Annotated in this window: 16 protein-coding genes and 1 pseudogene; 15 read left to right on the forward strand and 2 right to left on the reverse strand. The window is 61.9% G+C overall.

Annotation, left to right across the window (positions count from 1 at the left end):
* The 7 genes and pseudogenes from QZS13_RS08580 to argF form a co-directional block, all read left to right on the forward strand.
* A pseudogene (locus QZS13_RS08580) lies at window positions 1–355 on the forward strand (argininosuccinate synthase domain-containing protein); the annotation flags it as partial.
* Between the two features lie 81 nt (window positions 356–436).
* Entirely contained in the window at window positions 437–1,816 is a 1,380-nt protein-coding gene (gene argH, locus QZS13_RS08585; RefSeq protein WP_295587941.1) for an argininosuccinate lyase, read from the forward strand.
* A gap of 10 nt (window positions 1,817–1,826) precedes the next feature.
* The gene (gene argC / locus QZS13_RS08590) at window positions 1,827–2,759 is read left to right on the forward strand and encodes an N-acetyl-gamma-glutamyl-phosphate reductase (RefSeq protein ID WP_295587943.1); all 933 of its coding nucleotides are present in this window, start codon (window positions 1,827–1,829) and stop codon (window positions 2,757–2,759) included.
* Window positions 2,760–2,840: 81 nt separating this feature from the next.
* The gene (gene argJ, locus QZS13_RS08595) at window positions 2,841–4,064 is read left to right on the forward strand and encodes a bifunctional glutamate N-acetyltransferase/amino-acid acetyltransferase ArgJ (RefSeq protein ID WP_295587945.1); all 1,224 of its coding nucleotides are present in this window, start codon (window positions 2,841–2,843) and stop codon (window positions 4,062–4,064) included.
* Window positions 4,065–4,093: 29 nt separating this feature from the next.
* Window positions 4,094–4,954, forward strand: coding sequence for an acetylglutamate kinase (gene argB, locus QZS13_RS08600; protein WP_295587947.1), 861 nt, complete (start codon window positions 4,094–4,096; stop codon window positions 4,952–4,954).
* 4 nt (window positions 4,955–4,958) lie between these two features.
* A complete protein-coding gene (locus tag QZS13_RS08605) occupies window positions 4,959–6,137 on the forward strand; it encodes an aspartate aminotransferase family protein (protein ID WP_295587949.1) in 1,179 nt (392 codons plus the stop codon).
* A gap of 31 nt (window positions 6,138–6,168) precedes the next feature.
* Entirely contained in the window at window positions 6,169–7,152 is a 984-nt protein-coding gene (argF, locus tag QZS13_RS08610) for an ornithine carbamoyltransferase (protein WP_295587951.1), read from the forward strand.
* Between the two features lie 72 nt (window positions 7,153–7,224).
* Here argF and QZS13_RS08615 read toward each other — a convergent pair whose 3' ends face one another.
* Window positions 7,225–8,511, reverse strand: a complete 1,287-nt coding sequence (locus QZS13_RS08615) for a helix-turn-helix transcriptional regulator (protein WP_295587953.1) — start codon at window positions 8,509–8,511, stop codon at window positions 7,225–7,227.
* A gap of 287 nt (window positions 8,512–8,798) precedes the next feature.
* Here QZS13_RS08615 and malQ point away from each other — a divergent pair, with 287 nt between their 5' ends.
* The 6 genes from malQ (at window position 8,799) to QZS13_RS08645 (ending at window position 14,096) form a co-directional block, all read left to right on the forward strand.
* On the forward strand, window positions 8,799–10,274 hold the full coding sequence (gene malQ, locus QZS13_RS08620) for a 4-alpha-glucanotransferase (RefSeq protein ID WP_295587955.1): 1,476 nt from the start codon (window positions 8,799–8,801) through the stop codon (window positions 10,272–10,274).
* 218 nt (window positions 10,275–10,492) lie between these two features.
* Window positions 10,493–10,750 (forward strand): TM1266 family iron-only hydrogenase system putative regulator, encoded by a 258-nt coding sequence (locus QZS13_RS08625; RefSeq protein ID WP_295587957.1) that lies wholly within the window; start codon window positions 10,493–10,495, stop codon window positions 10,748–10,750.
* Window positions 10,751–10,795: 45 nt separating this feature from the next.
* Window positions 10,796–11,785: an ABC transporter substrate-binding protein gene (locus QZS13_RS08630; protein ID WP_295587970.1), complete on the forward strand. Its 990-nt coding sequence runs from the start codon at window positions 10,796–10,798 to the stop codon at window positions 11,783–11,785.
* Window positions 11,786–11,819: 34 nt separating this feature from the next.
* On the forward strand, window positions 11,820–12,587 hold the full coding sequence (locus tag QZS13_RS08635) for an ABC transporter permease (protein WP_295587959.1): 768 nt from the start codon (window positions 11,820–11,822) through the stop codon (window positions 12,585–12,587).
* On the forward strand, window positions 12,584–13,150 hold the full coding sequence (locus QZS13_RS08640; RefSeq protein WP_295587961.1) for an ATP-binding cassette domain-containing protein: 567 nt from the start codon (window positions 12,584–12,586) through the stop codon (window positions 13,148–13,150). Before QZS13_RS08635 ends, QZS13_RS08640 begins: the two co-directional genes overlap by 4 nt.
* A 106-nt stretch (window positions 13,151–13,256) precedes the next feature.
* Complete coding sequence (locus tag QZS13_RS08645) at window positions 13,257–14,096, forward strand: DegV family protein (protein WP_295587963.1); 840 nt, start codon at window positions 13,257–13,259, stop codon at window positions 14,094–14,096.
* 53 nt (window positions 14,097–14,149) lie between these two features.
* Here the strand turns inward: QZS13_RS08645 and QZS13_RS08650 are convergent, their stop codons facing one another.
* Window positions 14,150–14,524, reverse strand: coding sequence for a RidA family protein (locus QZS13_RS08650; RefSeq protein ID WP_295587965.1), 375 nt, complete (start codon window positions 14,522–14,524; stop codon window positions 14,150–14,152).
* Between the two features lie 149 nt (window positions 14,525–14,673).
* Between QZS13_RS08650 and QZS13_RS08655 the strand changes: the two genes are divergently transcribed.
* The gene (locus tag QZS13_RS08655) at window positions 14,674–15,420 is read left to right on the forward strand and encodes an acyl-[acyl-carrier-protein] thioesterase (RefSeq protein ID WP_295587967.1); all 747 of its coding nucleotides are present in this window, start codon (window positions 14,674–14,676) and stop codon (window positions 15,418–15,420) included.
* Between the two features lie 175 nt (window positions 15,421–15,595).
* The coding region (locus tag QZS13_RS08660) for a substrate-binding domain-containing protein (protein WP_295587969.1) at window positions 15,596–15,978 on the forward strand (383 nt) is incomplete at its 3' end.

Consider the following 15,978-nt stretch of genomic DNA (forward strand, 5'->3'; position numbering starts at 1 on the left):
GGCCCATCAGTGCCTGGAGATGATCACCATCGACAAGGACACCGCCCACATGAAGGCAAAACTGGCGGTGGACTTCGCGGATCTGGTGTACAACGGCAAGTGGTTCACTCCCCTGCGGGAGGCCCTGAGCGCCTTTGCCGACAAGACCCAGGAGCATGTGACCGGCTCCGTCAAGCTCAAGCTCTACAAGGGCAATATGATCACCGCTTCCATCACCTCTCCCTGCTCTCTCTACTCCGAGCAGCTGGTGACGTTCAATGAAAGCGACTACAACCAGGCCGACGCCACGGGCTTCATCAACCTCTGGGGCCTGCCTGACACGGTACTGGCACTGCGGGAGCAGGGCAAGCTGTAAATGAAAACGGATTGGGAGGGGAGGGAACTCCCCTCCCAACTGGCAACTTTGCCGCGCGGCGGCGTGTAAAGGAGAAACACTATGAAATTATGGGGCGGACGGTTTCAAAAGGAGACCGATGAACTGGTCAACGACTTCAATGCCTCCATCCACTTTGACCAGCGGCTCTACAAGGAGGATATCACCGGCTCCATGGCCCATGCCAAGATGCTGGGCGCGTGCGGCATCATCTCCGGCGAGGATACGGAGGCCATTGTAAAGGGCCTGGAGGAGATCCTGGCGGATATCGAGGCGGGCAAGGTGGAATTTTCTGTCGACAACGAGGATATCCACATGAACGTGGAATCCCTGCTGACGGCGCGCATCGGCCAGGCAGGCAAGCGTCTGCATACCGCCCGCAGCCGCAACGACCAGGTGGCGCTGGACTTCCGCATGTACGTCCGTACCCAGATCGGCGTCATTATAGACCAGCTCCTGACGCTGGAGACGGTGCTCTGCCGCCAGGCTGCAAAGTACCAGACGGCGGTCATGCCCGGCTATACCCACCTCCAGCGGGCCCAGCCCATCTCCTTTGCGCAGCATCTCATGGCCTACGGCGCCATGTTCAAAAGAGACGTGCAGCGCCTGGAGGACTGCGCCGCCCGGCTCAACGAGTGCCCCTTGGGTTGCGGCGCCTTGGCGGGTACCACCTATCCCATCGACCGCTTTATGACCGCCCAGGCCCTGGGCTTCGACGGCCCCATGGGCAACTCCCTGGACGGCGTCTCCGACCGGGACTACGCTCTGGAGTTCCTCAGCGCGCTTTCTATTTTGATGATGCACCTCTCCCGTTTTTCTGAGGAGGTCATCCTCTGGTGCAGCTGGGAGTTCAAGTTCATCGAACTGGACGACGCCTACGCCACCGGCTCTTCCATCATGCCCCAGAAGAAAAACCCGGATGTTGCCGAGCTGGTACGCGGTAAGACGGGGAGAGTGTACGGCGACCTGATGGGCCTTTTGACGGTGATGAAGGGACTGCCCCTTGCATACAACAAGGATATGCAGGAGGACAAGGAGCCGGTATTCGACGCCGTGGACACGGTGGAGATGTGCCTGCCGGTGTTTGCCGCCATGCTGGACACCATGACCGTCCGCACGGATAACATGCGCGCCGCGGCAGGCAAGGGCTTCATCAACGCCACGGACTGCGCCGACTATCTCACCAAAAAGGGGATGCCCTTCCGGGATGCCTACACCGTCACCGGCCATCTGGTGGCCCTTTGCACCGCCCAGGGCAAGACGCTGGAGGAATTGTCCCTCCCCGAGCTCCAGTCGGTTTCCACGCTCTTTGATAAGGACGTGTACGAGGCGTTGAAGCTGGAAAACTGCATGGCCCTGCGCTCCAGCTTCGGCGGCCCCGCGGTGGCGGAGACTACCCGGCAGATCGAAGCGCTGGAAGCGTTCATCCAGAGCCGGAAGTGAGGAGGAAGCCATGAAACCCATTGTCTATATCGACGGCAAGGACGGCACCACCGGATTGCAGATCTATGACCGGCTCAGTGCCAGAGACGACATCGAGCTGCTGCTCATCGACGAGGAAAAGCGCAAGGACCTGCAAGCGCGGAAGGCGTGCATCAACCAGGCGGATATCGTGTTTTTGTGCCTGCCGGACGCGGCGGCCCGGGAGGCGGTTGCCATGGTGGAAAATCCGGCCACCCGCGTCATCGACGCCTCCACCGCCCACCGCACGGCCCCCGGATGGGTGTACGGTTTCCCTGAACTGAAGGCGGGCCAGCGGGAGACCATCGCAAAGGCCAAATGGGTAGCCAACCCCGGCTGTCACGCCACCGGCTTTATCAGCGTGGCCTATCCCCTGATCGCGGCAGGCGTATTGCCCGCCGACGCGGACCTCACCTGCTTTTCCCTCACCGGCTACTCCGGCGGCGGCAAGAAAATGATCGCCCAGTATGAGGCATCGGACCGGGGCACCGAGCTCTCCAGCCCCTGTCCCTACGGCCTGGGCCAGGGACACAAGCACCTGCCGGAGATGCAGGTCATCTGCGGCCTTGCAAAGCCCCCGGTGTTCGTCCCGGTGGTGGATGACTACTACAAGGGCATGGCCACCACGGTGATGCTCCATATGAGCCAGCTCAATGGCGTTTCTTCCCTGCAGCAGGTGCTGGAAATCTACCAGGCCCACTACGCCGGGCAGAAGCTGGTGCAGGTGGTGCCGGACACGGATACGGCCAAGCTCTATGCAAACGCCAAGGCCGGAAGCAACGATCTTTCCGTTGTGGTGGCGGGCAATGACGGCCAGTTCACCGTCACAGCCCTGTTCGATAACCTGGGCAAGGGTGCCTCCGGCGCCGCTGTCCAGAACATGAATCTGATGCTGGGCCTGGAGGAGACCACGGGACTCCTTTGAAAGCGGCTCACCATACAGCGGATATAGAGCGCCGGGGCTGAGACGAAGCCGTCCGGCGGAACATAGAAGGAGGAACTCCTGATGAAATTTGTGGAAAACGGCGTGTGTGCTCCCCAGGGCTTCCAAGCCTCCGGCGTGCATGTGGGCGTCAAGACCCACGCCGCGTGGAAAAAAGACGTGGCGCTGATCGTCTCCGACGTGGAGTGCGCCGCGGCTGGTATCTTTACGAAAAACGTGGTGAAGGCGGCCCCCATCCTGGTGGACCTTGCCCACCTTGCCGACGGCAAGGCCCGGGCCATCCTGGCCAACAGCGGCAACGCCAACGCCTGTGCACCTCGGGGAGAGGAGAACGCGGCGCGCATGTGCGCGGCGGCGGCTAAAGCCATCGGCTGCGACACCGAAGACGTGCTGGTGTCCTCCACCGGCGTCATCGGCCAGACATTGAACATCTCCGTCATTGAGGAGGGCGTCCCGGCGCTGCATGCGGCGCTGGAAGCCTCCGCCGCAGCCAGCGACGCCGCCGCCCACGCCATCATGACCACGGACACGGTGAAAAAAGAAGCGGCGGTGGAGACGGTCATCGGCGGCAAGACCTGCCGCCTCGGCGGCATCGCCAAGGGCAGCGGCATGATCCACCCCAACATGGGCACCATGCTCTGCTTCCTCACCACCGACTGTGCCATTGCCGCGCCCATGCTGAAAAAGGCCCTGCTGGCAACGGCCAACAGGAGCTTCAACCGCATCAGCGTGGATGGCGACACCTCCACCAACGACTCGTGTATGATCCTGGCCAACGGCCTGGCGGGCAATGCCCCCATCACCGAGGAGGGAGCGGACTACCAGGCCTTTTTGGAGGCTTTGCAGGCCCTGTGCGTCCACATGGCCCGGTCCATGGCCTCCGACGGCGAGGGTGCCAAGCACCTCATCACCTGCACGGTCACCGGCGCCAAGAGTGAGCAAAGCGCCGAGACCATCGCCAAGTCCGTCATCTCCTCCACCCTTACCAAGGCGGCCATCTTCGGCGCCGACGCCAACTGGGGCAGAGTCCTGTGCGCCATGGGCTACTCCGGCGAGGTCTTTGACCCGGACAAGGTGGACGTGTCCTTTGCCAGCGCGGCCGGTGAGATCGCCGTGTGCGCGGCGGGCCGGGGACTTCCCTTTGACGAGGACCAGGCCAAGAAGATCCTCACCGAGCACGACGTGGAGATCCGCGTGACCATGGGCGAGGGCGACGGCAGCTGCACCTGCTGGGGCTGCGACATCACCTACGATTACATCAAGATCAACGGGGACTACCGGACGTGATACCCGGAAGATCGGAAGGAGAGAACACCATGACCTCACATGCACAGCAGGCCCAGACGCTGGTGGAGGCCCTGCCCTATATTCAAAAATTTACCGGAAAGACCATCGTTATCAAATACGGCGGCAACGCCATGATCTCCGAGGAGCTGCGGCGCGCCGTCATGAGCGATATCGTGCTTTTGAGCCTGGTGGGCATCCGGGTGGTGGTGGTCCACGGCGGCGGGCCGGAGATCTCCGACATGCTCCGCCGGCTGGGCCACGAGTCCCGGTTTGTGGACGGCCTGCGCTACACCGACGAGGTCACCATGGACGTGGTGCAGTCGGTGCTGTGCGGCAAGGTGAATAAGAATCTGGTTGCCCAGCTGGGCCGTCTGGGCGGGCAGGCCATCGGCCTTTGCGGCATGGACGGGCAGCTGTTCCAGGCCCAGCAGCTGGACGAAAAGTACGGCCTGGTGGGCAAAATCACCGGCGTGAACCCAGAGCCGGTGGAAAACGCTCTCATGAGCGGCTATATCCCGGTGGTGTCCACCGTGGCCCAGGGCGTGGACGCTGACACCGCCTACAACATCAACGCCGACACCGCCGCTGCCGAGCTTGCCAAGGCGCTGGGCGCCGAGAAGCTCATTTTGCTCACGGACGTGCGGGGCCTTCTGGAAGACCCCCATGACGAGGACACCCTCATCCATGTGCTGCATACCTACGAGGTACCGGGTCTGGTGGCCCGGGGCGTCATCTCCGGGGGCATGATCCCCAAAATGCAGTGCTGCGTGGACGCCATTGCCGGCGGCGTGGAGCGGGTGCACATCCTGGACGGCCGCATCCCCCACTCCATTCTCATCGAGCTTCTGAGTGACCGGGGCATCGGCACCATGCTGAAAAGGGAGGAATAAACCCATGACATCCAAGGAGATCCAGGCCCTGACAGGCCAGTACATTATGCATACTTACGGCCGCTTCCCGGTGGTCATTGACCACGGGCAGGGGGCCACTCTCTACGACCCGGAAGGAAACACCTACATCGACTTTACCAGCGGCATCGGCGTCACCTCTCTGGGCTACGGCAACGAGTCCTGGGTGGAGGCCATCACGGCCCAGGCCAAAAAACTGGGCCACATCTCCAACCTCTTTTATACGGAGCCGCCGGCCCTCCTTGCCCAGAAGCTCTGTGCGCGCACGGGGGAGAGCTGCGTGTTCTTCGCCAACGGCGGCGGCGAGGCCAACGAGGGTATGATCAAGCTGGCGAGAAAGTACAGTTTTGACAAGTACGGTACCGGCCGGGCCACCATCATTACGCTGAAAAATTCCTTCCATGGCCGCACTATCACCACCCTGACTGCTACAGGCCAGGACGTGTTCCACAACTATTTCTTCCCCTTCACCGAGGGCTTCCGCTACGCCGAGGCCAACGACCTTGCCGCACTGGAGGCTGCTGCCGGAGACGACGTGTGCGCTGTCATGGTGGAGCTGGTCCAGGGGGAGGGCGGCGTGCTGCCCCTGGAGCAGGATTACGTCCAGGCGGTGGCAGCGCTGTGCAAAGAGAAGGACTGGCTGCTGCTGGTGGACGAGGTGCAGACCGGCGTGGGCCGGACGGGCAGCCTGTTCGCCTTCCAGCAGTATGGCATTTTGCCGGACGTGGTGTCCTTCGCCAAGGGCATCGCCGGAGGACTGCCTATGAGCGGTATCCTGGCCAATGAAAAGTGCCGGGACGTGCTGGGCCCCGGCATGCACGCCACCACCTTCGGCGCCAACCCCGTCTGTGCGGCGGCGGCACTGGCGGTGCAGGATGTGCTCACCGACGAATTTTTGCACCAGGTCAAGGAAAAGGGCGACTACCTGCGTGCTGCTATCGAGGATCTGCACCTGCCCTGCTTCGGCAAGACCCGGGGCCTTGGCCTCATGATCGGCATCGCCGTCAATGACGGCTATACCAACAAGGACATTGCCCAAAAGCTCATCGCCAACGGGCTGCTGGTGCTCACCGCAGGCCCGGGCATGCGGCTGCTGCCGCCTCTGACCATCACCAAAGAGGAGATGGACCAGGGCATCGCCATCATGAAAAAGACGCTGGGCTGAGCCAGTACCGAAAGAAAGAGAGGAACCACCCATGGAAAATCAGATGCACTTTTTGAAGCTGCTGGACTTTACACCCGCCCAGATCCAGCAGTTTTTGGATACCGCCGCGGACCTGAAGGCCAAGAAGAAGGCCGGGGTGCCCCACCGCTACCTGGAGGGCAAGAACGTGGCGCTGATCTTTGAAAAGACCTCCACCCGTACCCGCTGCGCCTTTGAGGTGGCCGCCCAGGATCTGGGCATGGGCTCTACCTATCTGGGCCCCACCGGCTCTCAGATCGGCGTGAAGGAGTCCATCGCCGACACCGCCCGGGTGCTGGGCCGGATGTACGACGGCATCGAGTACCGGGGCTTCGGCCAGAGCATCGTGGAGGAGCTGGCCCACTACGCCGGCGTGCCCGTGTTCAACGGCCTGACCGACGAGTTCCACCCCACCCAGATCCTGGCGGACTTTTTGACCATCCAGGAGCACTTCGGCTCCCTCAAGGGCATCAAGCTGGTGTACCTGGGTGACGCCCGGTTCAACATGGGCAACAGCCTCATGGTGGGCTGCGCCAAGATGGGCATGCACTTTGTGGCCTGCGCCCCCAAGGCGTACATGCCCAACGCCGAGCTCATCAAGACCTGCCAGGCCATCGCCGCTGAGACCGGCGCCGTGCTGGAGTTCATCGAAGACCCCATGGAAGCGACGAAGGGCGCCCACGTGCTCTACACGGATGTGTGGGTTTCCATGGGCGAGCCGGTGGAGGTCTGGAAAGAGCGTATCGAGGCCTTAGCCCCCTACCAGGTCACAAAGGCCCTCATGGACAACGCCGGTCCTCAGTGCCGCTTTATGCACTGCCTGCCCGCTTACCACGACCACAAGACCAAGGTGGGCAAGGAAATGGGTGAGAAGTTTGGACGCGATGCCATGGAGGTCACCGACGAGGTGTTCGAGAGTGAGCAGTCCATCGTCTTTGACGAGGCGGAAAACCGCATGCACACCATCAAGGCCGTCATGTATGAGCTGATGAAGTAAGCTTTTTTTTGAAAGCAGCAGCGCCCCGGAGCGAATGCTCCGGGGCGCTGCTGCGTGAGCTTTCGTGTCCGGTTACCGGAGGCTGACATAGCCGCCCGGCTGCCAGTTGGGACAGGCGGATTTCAGGGCGGTCGCCTCCGTTGTCCGCAGGTCACCGTCATCATTGCGGGCGGCGGAGAGCAGATACCAGAAGGACTGGCCATGGTCATCGGTGATCTTGGCCGCGGCCAGGATCTCCGTTCCCTTGGCCAGGGGGATGGCGGGCATATAGTCCTCCGCCGTCAGGTACATCTGCACGTAGCCCTGCCTGCGCCACAGCTCCTCCGCCTCCGGCAGGGAGGTCGACCACAGGGGCTCTGCCTTGCCGTTAGGAAATACTGCCAGCTCCACGCTCTCCAGTTCCAGAGGGACGCTGGGGTTGGGGTCGATGTGCAATGTCAGACTGGTGAAGCGAACGGTTCCGTTGTTCCAGCCGGTCTCCCAGCTGCCTTCCACCGCCAGGCGGTAATCTGCCGGATCGGCGGACACCGTCTCCAGGGTCTCCGTCCGGCTGACGCCGCCGGATGTCACCGTTACAGAAAGCTCTACATCGCCGTCCATGGGCACCACCCAGCCCTCTGCCTGGAAGGTCCCGTCCTCCAGCCGGACTGCCTCCGCGGAACGCTGCTCTCCTGAGGCGGTGCAGGCGGTGAACACTGCTTGGGCGTCGCCGGAGTAGACGGCGGGATGGGCACTGACGGACAGGGTCATGGTCCCGGCAGTCAGGTTATAATCCTGAACGGAGGCAGTATAATTGTCAATCATATTGGACTGTTCGGCTATAATAGTGGCAATTTGCCCGGTGATGGACTGGATTTGCTGTCCGGTGGTGGTCTCCACCATCTGCAGCTCCTGACGGATCTGCCGGAGCTGGTTCCACAGGGCGCTGCCTGCCAGCAGGACCAGAATTAAAACCGCACCTGCCGCCAGGGCAGCCAGGGGCCGCTTTCGGCGGTTCCGGGCCTGCTGGGCAGCCATGTATTTTTCAGCAATGGCTTCCACCGCAGCCAACTCCCGGTCGGTCAGTTCCTGCGCGGGGGCGTCGGCTTCCGGGGCTGAGTCCATATCTTCCGGGGTATCTTCACCGGACGCGCCCATCTCTCCGGCGGGCGGCTCCACGCCCAGCAGAGCGCCGATGGTGACCCCAAACAGGCGGCTCATGGCGATGAGCTTTTCCAGCTCCGGCACGGCGGCATCCGATTCCCATCGGCTCACTGCCTGCCGGGAGACCCCCAGCCGCTCGCCCAGAGCCTCCTGGGAGAGGCCGGCAGCCTTCCGGCCCGCCTGGATGCGGCTGCCCAAAGTGTTGGTATTGCCCATAGTCGTCTCCTCCTTTGCCCTCAGCATAGCAGACAGCGGTCCGAATTGCTACCACCGGCGGGTTTCCCCTCTGTCAACCAGCAGTTGCGGAGTATTTTTTCAGTATAGCACAGATCTTTGGGCGGAAAAAGTGGCGTAAATACGAAAAGCAGATGACACACAAAAGAGAAACGTAGAAATTACACAAAATCAACGGGGAAAATAGATGCTGCTTTGTGCTGCTTGACAAATACCGATGGGACGCATACAATGAAACAACCGATAGTAAAGAAAAGAGGGATTTGGATATGGAACGTTCCGCCGGTATTTTGCTGCCGATTTTTTCTCTGCCGTCTCCCTACGGCATCGGGACGCTGGGCCGGGAGGCCCGGGCTTTTGCGGACTTTTTGGCTGCTGCCGGCCAGCGCTGGTGGCAGATTCTGCCTGTGGGCCCTACGGGGGCGGGGGACTCCCCCTATACCAGCGAGTCCACTTTTGCGGGCAATCCGCTGTTTTTGGACCTGGAGCAGCTGGCGTCCGAGGGGCTGCTGACCCAGGCTGAACTGGACGGCGCCCGGACGGCGCCGTCGGACACCATCGACTATGCCGGGCTGTACCGGCAGCGGGAGACGCTGCTGCGCCTGGCTTTTTCCCGGGTCAGCGGCGAGGCGGCCCAGGCGGTGCGGGAGTTTACGCAGAGGAATCCGTGGGTGAAAAATTACGCCCTGTATCGCGCATTGAAGACTCATTTCGACGATGCGGCCTGGTTCCAGTGGCCGGACGCGGCCCTGCGGCAGCATGAGACAGCGGCGGTGGAACAGTGGTCCGTGACACTGGCGGAGGACGTGGCGTTCCACACCTGGGTGCAGTACTGGTTCTTCCGTCAGTGGGAGGCGCTCAAGGCCTACGTCAACAGCCGGGGCGTAAAGCTCATCGGCGACCTGCCCATCTACGTGTCGCTGGACAGCGCGGACGTCTGGGCGGAGCGGCGGGAGTTTTTACTGGACGGGGAGGGACACCCCACCCAGGTGGCCGGTGTCCCGCCGGACTACTTCTCCGCCGACGGCCAGCTCTGGGGCAATCCCCTCTATGACTGGAAGGCCCAGAAGGCCGACGGCTTCGGCTGGTGGATCCGCCGGGTGGAGGGTGCCTCCCGGCTCTTTGATGCCATCCGGCTGGACCATTTCCGGGCTTTTGCCAGCTACTGGTCCATCCCCGCCGGAGCGCAGACGGCCAAGACCGGCCGGTGGGAGACAGGCCCGGGCATGGATCTTCTGCGGGTGCTGACGGGCTGGTTCCCCCAGATCACCTACATTGCCGAGGACCTGGGCATCCTGACGGAGGATGTCCATCAGCTGCGCCGGGAATCCGGGCTGCCGGGCATGAAGGTGCTGGAATTTGCTTTCTCCGGCCCGGACAACGCGTACCTTCCCCACCATTATGAGCCCCACTGCATCTGCTATACCGGTACCCACGACAACGATACCGTGGTGGGCTGGTACACCCACGCAAGCGAGAACGAGCGGGCCTTTGCGGCGCGGTATCTGGGCGCGGAGGACGCCGAGGGCGTGCGGCAGGCGCTGCTGCGTGCGGGACAGGGCAGCGTGGCGGAGCTGTTTGTGGCCCAGATGCAGGACTACCTGGGCCTTGGCAGCGAGGGGCGGATCAACGTGCCCGGCGTGGCGGATGGCAACTGGCGCTGGCGGCTCCGGGAGCTGCCGCCCATGTCGCTGGCCGCCCAGATCCGGCAGATGACCCACACCTTCGGGCGCTGCGGGGCTTGACCCGGCGGACGGGGATGTGCTATCATGCATCTGTCTGCGGGAAGTGTACTGACCGCCGACAAATGATGCGTCCTGTCGTTCTGCCGGCAAGGTATTTCCGCGCCGAAAGAGAAGGGGAAGAGCCGCCGAATCAAGGGCGGCTTGGGTAAGTATGCCTGTTTGCCCCCTCTGCCGAACGGCAGAGGGGGCATTGATTTTTCAGGAGAGGAGGGAGGACCATGCACACCCGGGTGGCTGTACTGGCCATCATTGTGAAAAACATGGAGTCGGTGGGTGCGCTCAATGAGCTGCTGCACCAGTACGGGCGGCATATCATCGGACGGATGGGCGTTCCGTATCACCAGCGGGGCGTGAGCATCATCAGCGTGGCCATGGACGCGCCCCAGGATGTGATCTCCGCCCTGTCCGGTAAAATCGGACGATTGGAGGGGGTCACGGCCAAGACGGTCTATGCCCCGGAAGAGGCGCTCTCCTGAGAGAAATCCAAATTTTGAAGAAACGAGGAATGGAACATGAAGACGATGAAACGGTTGACGGCGCTGTGCCTGACGCTGCTGCTGGTGGTCTCCCTGGCCGCCTGCGGCCAGAACGGGGAGACGCCGGAGGAGGTCACCGGCGAGAGCTATGCCGTAGCGGCGCTGAAGGGTCCCACGGCCATGGGCCTTGTCAAGCTCATGCATGACGCGGAGCAGGAGGACGCCTCCTTTGTCAATGACTATACCTTTACTCTGGCCGCCTCCGCCGATGAGGTGGCGCCCCTGCTCATTAAGGGCGAGCTGGATATGGCCTGCGTGCCTGCCAACCTGGCCGCCACGCTGTACCAGAAGACCGACGGCCAGATCGTGACGCTGGGCATCAATACCCTGGGCGTACTGTACATTGTGGAAAACGGCAATGCCGTGCGCTCTATGGAAGACCTGTCCGGCAAGACCATTGTGGCCTCCGGAAAGGATTCCACGCCGGAGTATGCCCTGAACTATCTGCTGGAGCAAAACGGCGTGGACCCCGATACGGACGTGACCATTGACTGGAAGAGCGAGCACTCCGAGTGCGTCAGCGCCCTGGCCACCGGTGCGGCTACCATCGCCATGCTGCCCCAGCCCTTCGTCACTGTAGCCCAGAGCAAGATCCCCGATCTGCGGGTGGCCCTGGACCTGACGCAGGAGTGGGATGCCCTGGACAACGGCTCCGCTCTGCTCACCGGCGTGGTGGTGGCCCGCCGGGAGGTGGTGGAGGCCAACCCCGGCGCCGTGGATGCCTTCCTCTCTGACTACGCCGCTTCCGTGGAGTGGGTGAACGCCAACACGGCGGATGCCGCCGCTCTGATCGGCGATTACGGCATCGTGGACGCTGCCGTGGCGGAGCAGGCTCTGCCCTATTGCAACATTGTGTGCATCACCGGCACGGAGATGAAGGACAAGCTCTCCGGCTATCTCCAGGTGCTCTGCGACGCCGACAGCGCCTCCGTGGGCGGTGCTATGCCCGGCGACGACTTCTACTACGGCGCGTGATTTTCTACCCGATGGGACGGAAGGCAGGTGCGGTATGAAACGGGGAAAGCGGCCTTTCCGCCTTTGGGCGGTGCTGTTCTGGCTGCTTTGCTGGCAGGGGGCGGCGGCTGCCATGGCGGCCGCCTACCCGGCCGGCCATCTCCTGCTGGCCTCTCCGATCTCGGCGCTGCGCCGTCTTGGAGAGCTGGCTGTCACCGGGGAATTCTGGAGTGCGGTATGTACTTCCGCGGTCCACATCTTTGGGGGCTTTGCCGTCTCCTGCCTTCTTGCGGTGGTGCTGGCGGCACTGTCTGCCCGGTTTTCTCCGGTGCGGGAGCTGGTCGCACCCCTGGCGGCGGCCGTCAAGGCGGTGCCGGTGGTGTCGTTCATCATTCTGGCATTGGTTTGGGTGGACGGTGGTTCCCTCTCCCTGCTGATTTCCGGACTGATGGCGTTTCCCACGGTGTACGGCTCTGTGCTCACCGGCATCGTCCAGACAGACCGGCAGCTTTTGGAGATGGCCCAAGTATTCCGGGTGCCTTGGCGGCGGCAGCTGTGGGGCATCTGGCTGCCATCGGTACTGCCGTATTTCCGATCGGCCGTATCTCTGGCCATGGGGCTTTGCTGGAAGTCCGGCGTGGCGGCGGAGGTGATCGGACTGCGGGACGGCACTGTGGGCGAGCGGCTGTACTCGGCCAAGGTCTATTTCCAGACGGCGGACCTGTTTGCCTGGACGGCGGTGATCGTGGTGCTGTCGGCTGTGATGGAGCGGTTGTTTTTGCGGGGCGTGGACGCCCTGGCCGGAAAGGTGGGAGCAGCATGAGGCGGATGATCGTATCCGAGCTTTGCAAGTCCTACGACGGCCGTCCGGTTTTGCAGAACCTGAGCTTTACCTCCAATACGGAGCGCATCACTTGTCTGCGGGCACCCTCGGGCACCGGCAAAACCACGCTGCTGCGGCTGCTGCTGGGGCTGGAGCGGCCGGACAGCGGGACCATTACGCTGCCCCGTGGATGCCGCTGGTCGGCGGTGTTCCAGGAAAACCGGCTTTTGGAGCACCTGGACGCCATGGGAAACCTGCGTTTTGCGGCAGGGCCATCACTGGATGACAACAAGGCAAAGGCCCTGCTGGAAGAGCTGGGACTGGCGGAGGCGGCGGACAAGCCTGTCCGGGCTTACTCCGGCGGCATGAAGCGGCGGCTGGCGCTGATCCGGGCGCTGCTGGTGCCCTGCGACGCTCTGGCACTGGATGAGCCCTTCGCCGGACTGGATGAGGAAAACCGGCGCCGGGCGTGGGCATGCGTACGCCGGGAGACGGCCGGGAAGATCGTGCTGGTGGCTTCCCACGAGATTCTGGACGGAGACCTGGCGGAACTCCGGCTTTGAAATTCCTTCCGGGGCTGGAAATTGGGAAAGAAGTGTGGTAAAATAAACTGCCAATATGGCGGCTTTCCATGAACGGCCGAACCAAGACCGGAAGGAGAAACTCTGTATGATCAAAATTACCACCGACAGCACCTGCGACCTGCCGGTCGAGATGCTGGAGCGGCATGATATTTCCGTGATCCCCCTGGGAATTGTCAAGGGGGGCAGACTCTATCACGATGGCGTGGATATCCGCACGGCGGACATCGCCGCCCATGTGGATGCCGGCGGTGAGATCACCACCACCAACGCCGTGAACATCGCCGACTACGAGGCGCTGTTCCGCCGGGAGATGGAGCGGCACGAGGCGGTGATCCACATTAATATCGGTATGGGATTTTCCAGCTGCTACCAAAACGCCAAGCTGGCGGCGGAGGAGGTGCCGGAGGTCTATGTGGTGGACTCCGGAAACCTGACCGTAGGCCACGGCTTTTTGGTGCTTGCCGCCGCAAAAGCGGCGGAGGAGGGCCGTTCCGTGAGCGAGATCCTGGGCATGCTGGAGGAGATGACCGGCCGGGTGGAGACCAGCTTTGTGCTGGACCGTCTGGACTATATGAAAAAGGGCGGACGATGCTCCGCCGTGACGCTGCTGGGGGCCAACCTTTTGAAGCTGCACCCCTGCGTGGAGGTCATCGACGGAAAGATGTCCGTTACCAAGAAGTACCGGGGTTCCATCGAGAAAGTGGTGGGGGACTATGTGCACGACCGGCTGCACGGCCGCACGGACATTGACCCCTCGCTGGTGTTTTTGGTGGACACCTGCCCGGACGACCATCTGGCGTCCATTGCCCGGGAGGCGCTGCACCAGGACGGACGCTTCGAGAAAATCGTGGAGGCCAAGGCGGGCTGCACGATCTTCTGCCACTGCGGTCCCGGCACTCTGGGCATCATCTTCCTGCGCAAGTAAAGAAAAAAGGCTGACCCATCCGGGTCAGCCTTTTTATGTAGGATGCGACTCGCTTACTTAACAGCGATGGCCTCTACCTCGCACAGAACGCCCTTGGGCAGATCCTTCACGGCCACGCAGGAACGAGCGGGCTTGGAGGTGAAGTACTTGGCATAAACCTCGTTGAACGCGGTGAAGTCGGCAATATCGGCCAGGAAGCAGGTGGTCTTGACCACGTTGTCCATGGTCACGCCGGCGGCCTCCATGATGGCGGCAACGTTCTTGCAGCTCTGCTCGGTCTGAGCAGCGATGCCGGCGGGGATCTCACCGGTAGCGGGGTTGACGGGAATCTGACCGGAGGCGAACACCATGTCGCCCACAGCCCAAGCCTGAGAATAAGGGCCGATGGCGCCGGGAGCGTTGGTAGTGGCAATAACTTTCTTGTCCATTGGAAGAGTCCTCCTTTGAATTGATACTATCATCATAGCACAGGCGTACAAAAAGTCAATGATCGTTGCTTGTGAAATAGACAAAAATGTGGTATACTTTTAAACCATCAAAAGAAAAACGGAATTTTTTTGAAAAGAGGAACGCTAAATTGGAGGATTTTCATCAGAAGTTAGAAGAAAATGGATATTTCCGCCAAGAGGAATTCATATTTGCCGACTGCGACCGGAACATGCGGGCCAGGGTGTCGTCCCTGCTCAGCCGGGCGGCTGCCTATGCCGGATATGACTATGACGCAAGAGGACTGACTCATGAGAAGCTCTACGAGATGCGGGAGGTATTTCTCCTCTCCCGCATGGCCGTGCGGATTCATGACTGTCCCCGTTACCGGGAGGTTATGGACATCACCACCCGGGAAAACGGCGTCAAGGGCGCCCACATGCAGCGGGTCTACGAGATGCGGGATCAGACGGGAAAGGTGCGGGTGTCCATTAAGAGCGACTGGATTTTGATCGATCCCCAGACCCGGCATATTCTGCGGCCCAACTCTTTTACAGCCAAGCCCCTGCTGACCTACGACGGCGTGATCGACTGCCCGGATACCCGGAAGATTCAGCTGCCGGCGGGGCAGACGGAGGAGCTGGGCACCCGGCGCGTCATGTGGTCGGACCTGGACGGCAACGGACACGTGTACAGCGGCAACTACGGCGACATTGTATGGGACTATCTGCCTGCGGATCTGCAGGAGCGCGTGCCCCGGGACTTTTTCATCAATTACAGCAAGGAGGCCACATTGGGCGAAGAGCTGCGTCTGCTGGGCGTCCGGGAGGGAGATTCCTATTATATGGAGGGCCTGGGTCCCCAGGGAACCTGCTTTACGGCGCTGTGTGTATTCTGACGGCGAAAATTGAACCATGGAAAAAGGCGGCACCGAAACCGGTGCCGCCTTTTCATTTGCCCGGACGATTTTACAAACACTTTACAAACCGATGGTGTCGGATTTTACGAAGCGATCTTTATACTATGACCGTACCACAGAGCAAGACACAATTGCAAAAAGGAGATAATTTGGAATGAAAAAGCTGTTTTCAATTTTGCTGGCCCTGAGCCTCAGCGCCGCGCTGCTGGCTGGCTGCGGTTCTCAGGAGGAGACTCCCGCCGAGGAAGGCAATGAGGAGACTCCCGCCCAGAGCGAGACCCTCAGCGGTTCCGTTTCCACCAACGGCTCCACCTCCATGGAGAGCGTGATCGGCGCCCTGAGCGAGCAGTTCATGGCGGACAACCCCGGCGTCAGCGTTACATATGATCCCACCGGTTCCGGTACGGGCATCGAGGCGGCCAAGAACGGCACCTGCGATATCGGACTTTCCTCCCGCGCCCTGAAGGACGAGGAGACTTCCGCCGGCCTGGTGGGCACCACTGTGGCGCTGGACGGCATTGCCATCATCGTCAACGC

The sequence above is a fragment of the uncultured Oscillibacter sp. genome (assembly GCF_900546705.1).
GTDB lineage: Bacteria > Bacillota > Clostridia > Oscillospirales > Oscillospiraceae > Oscillibacter.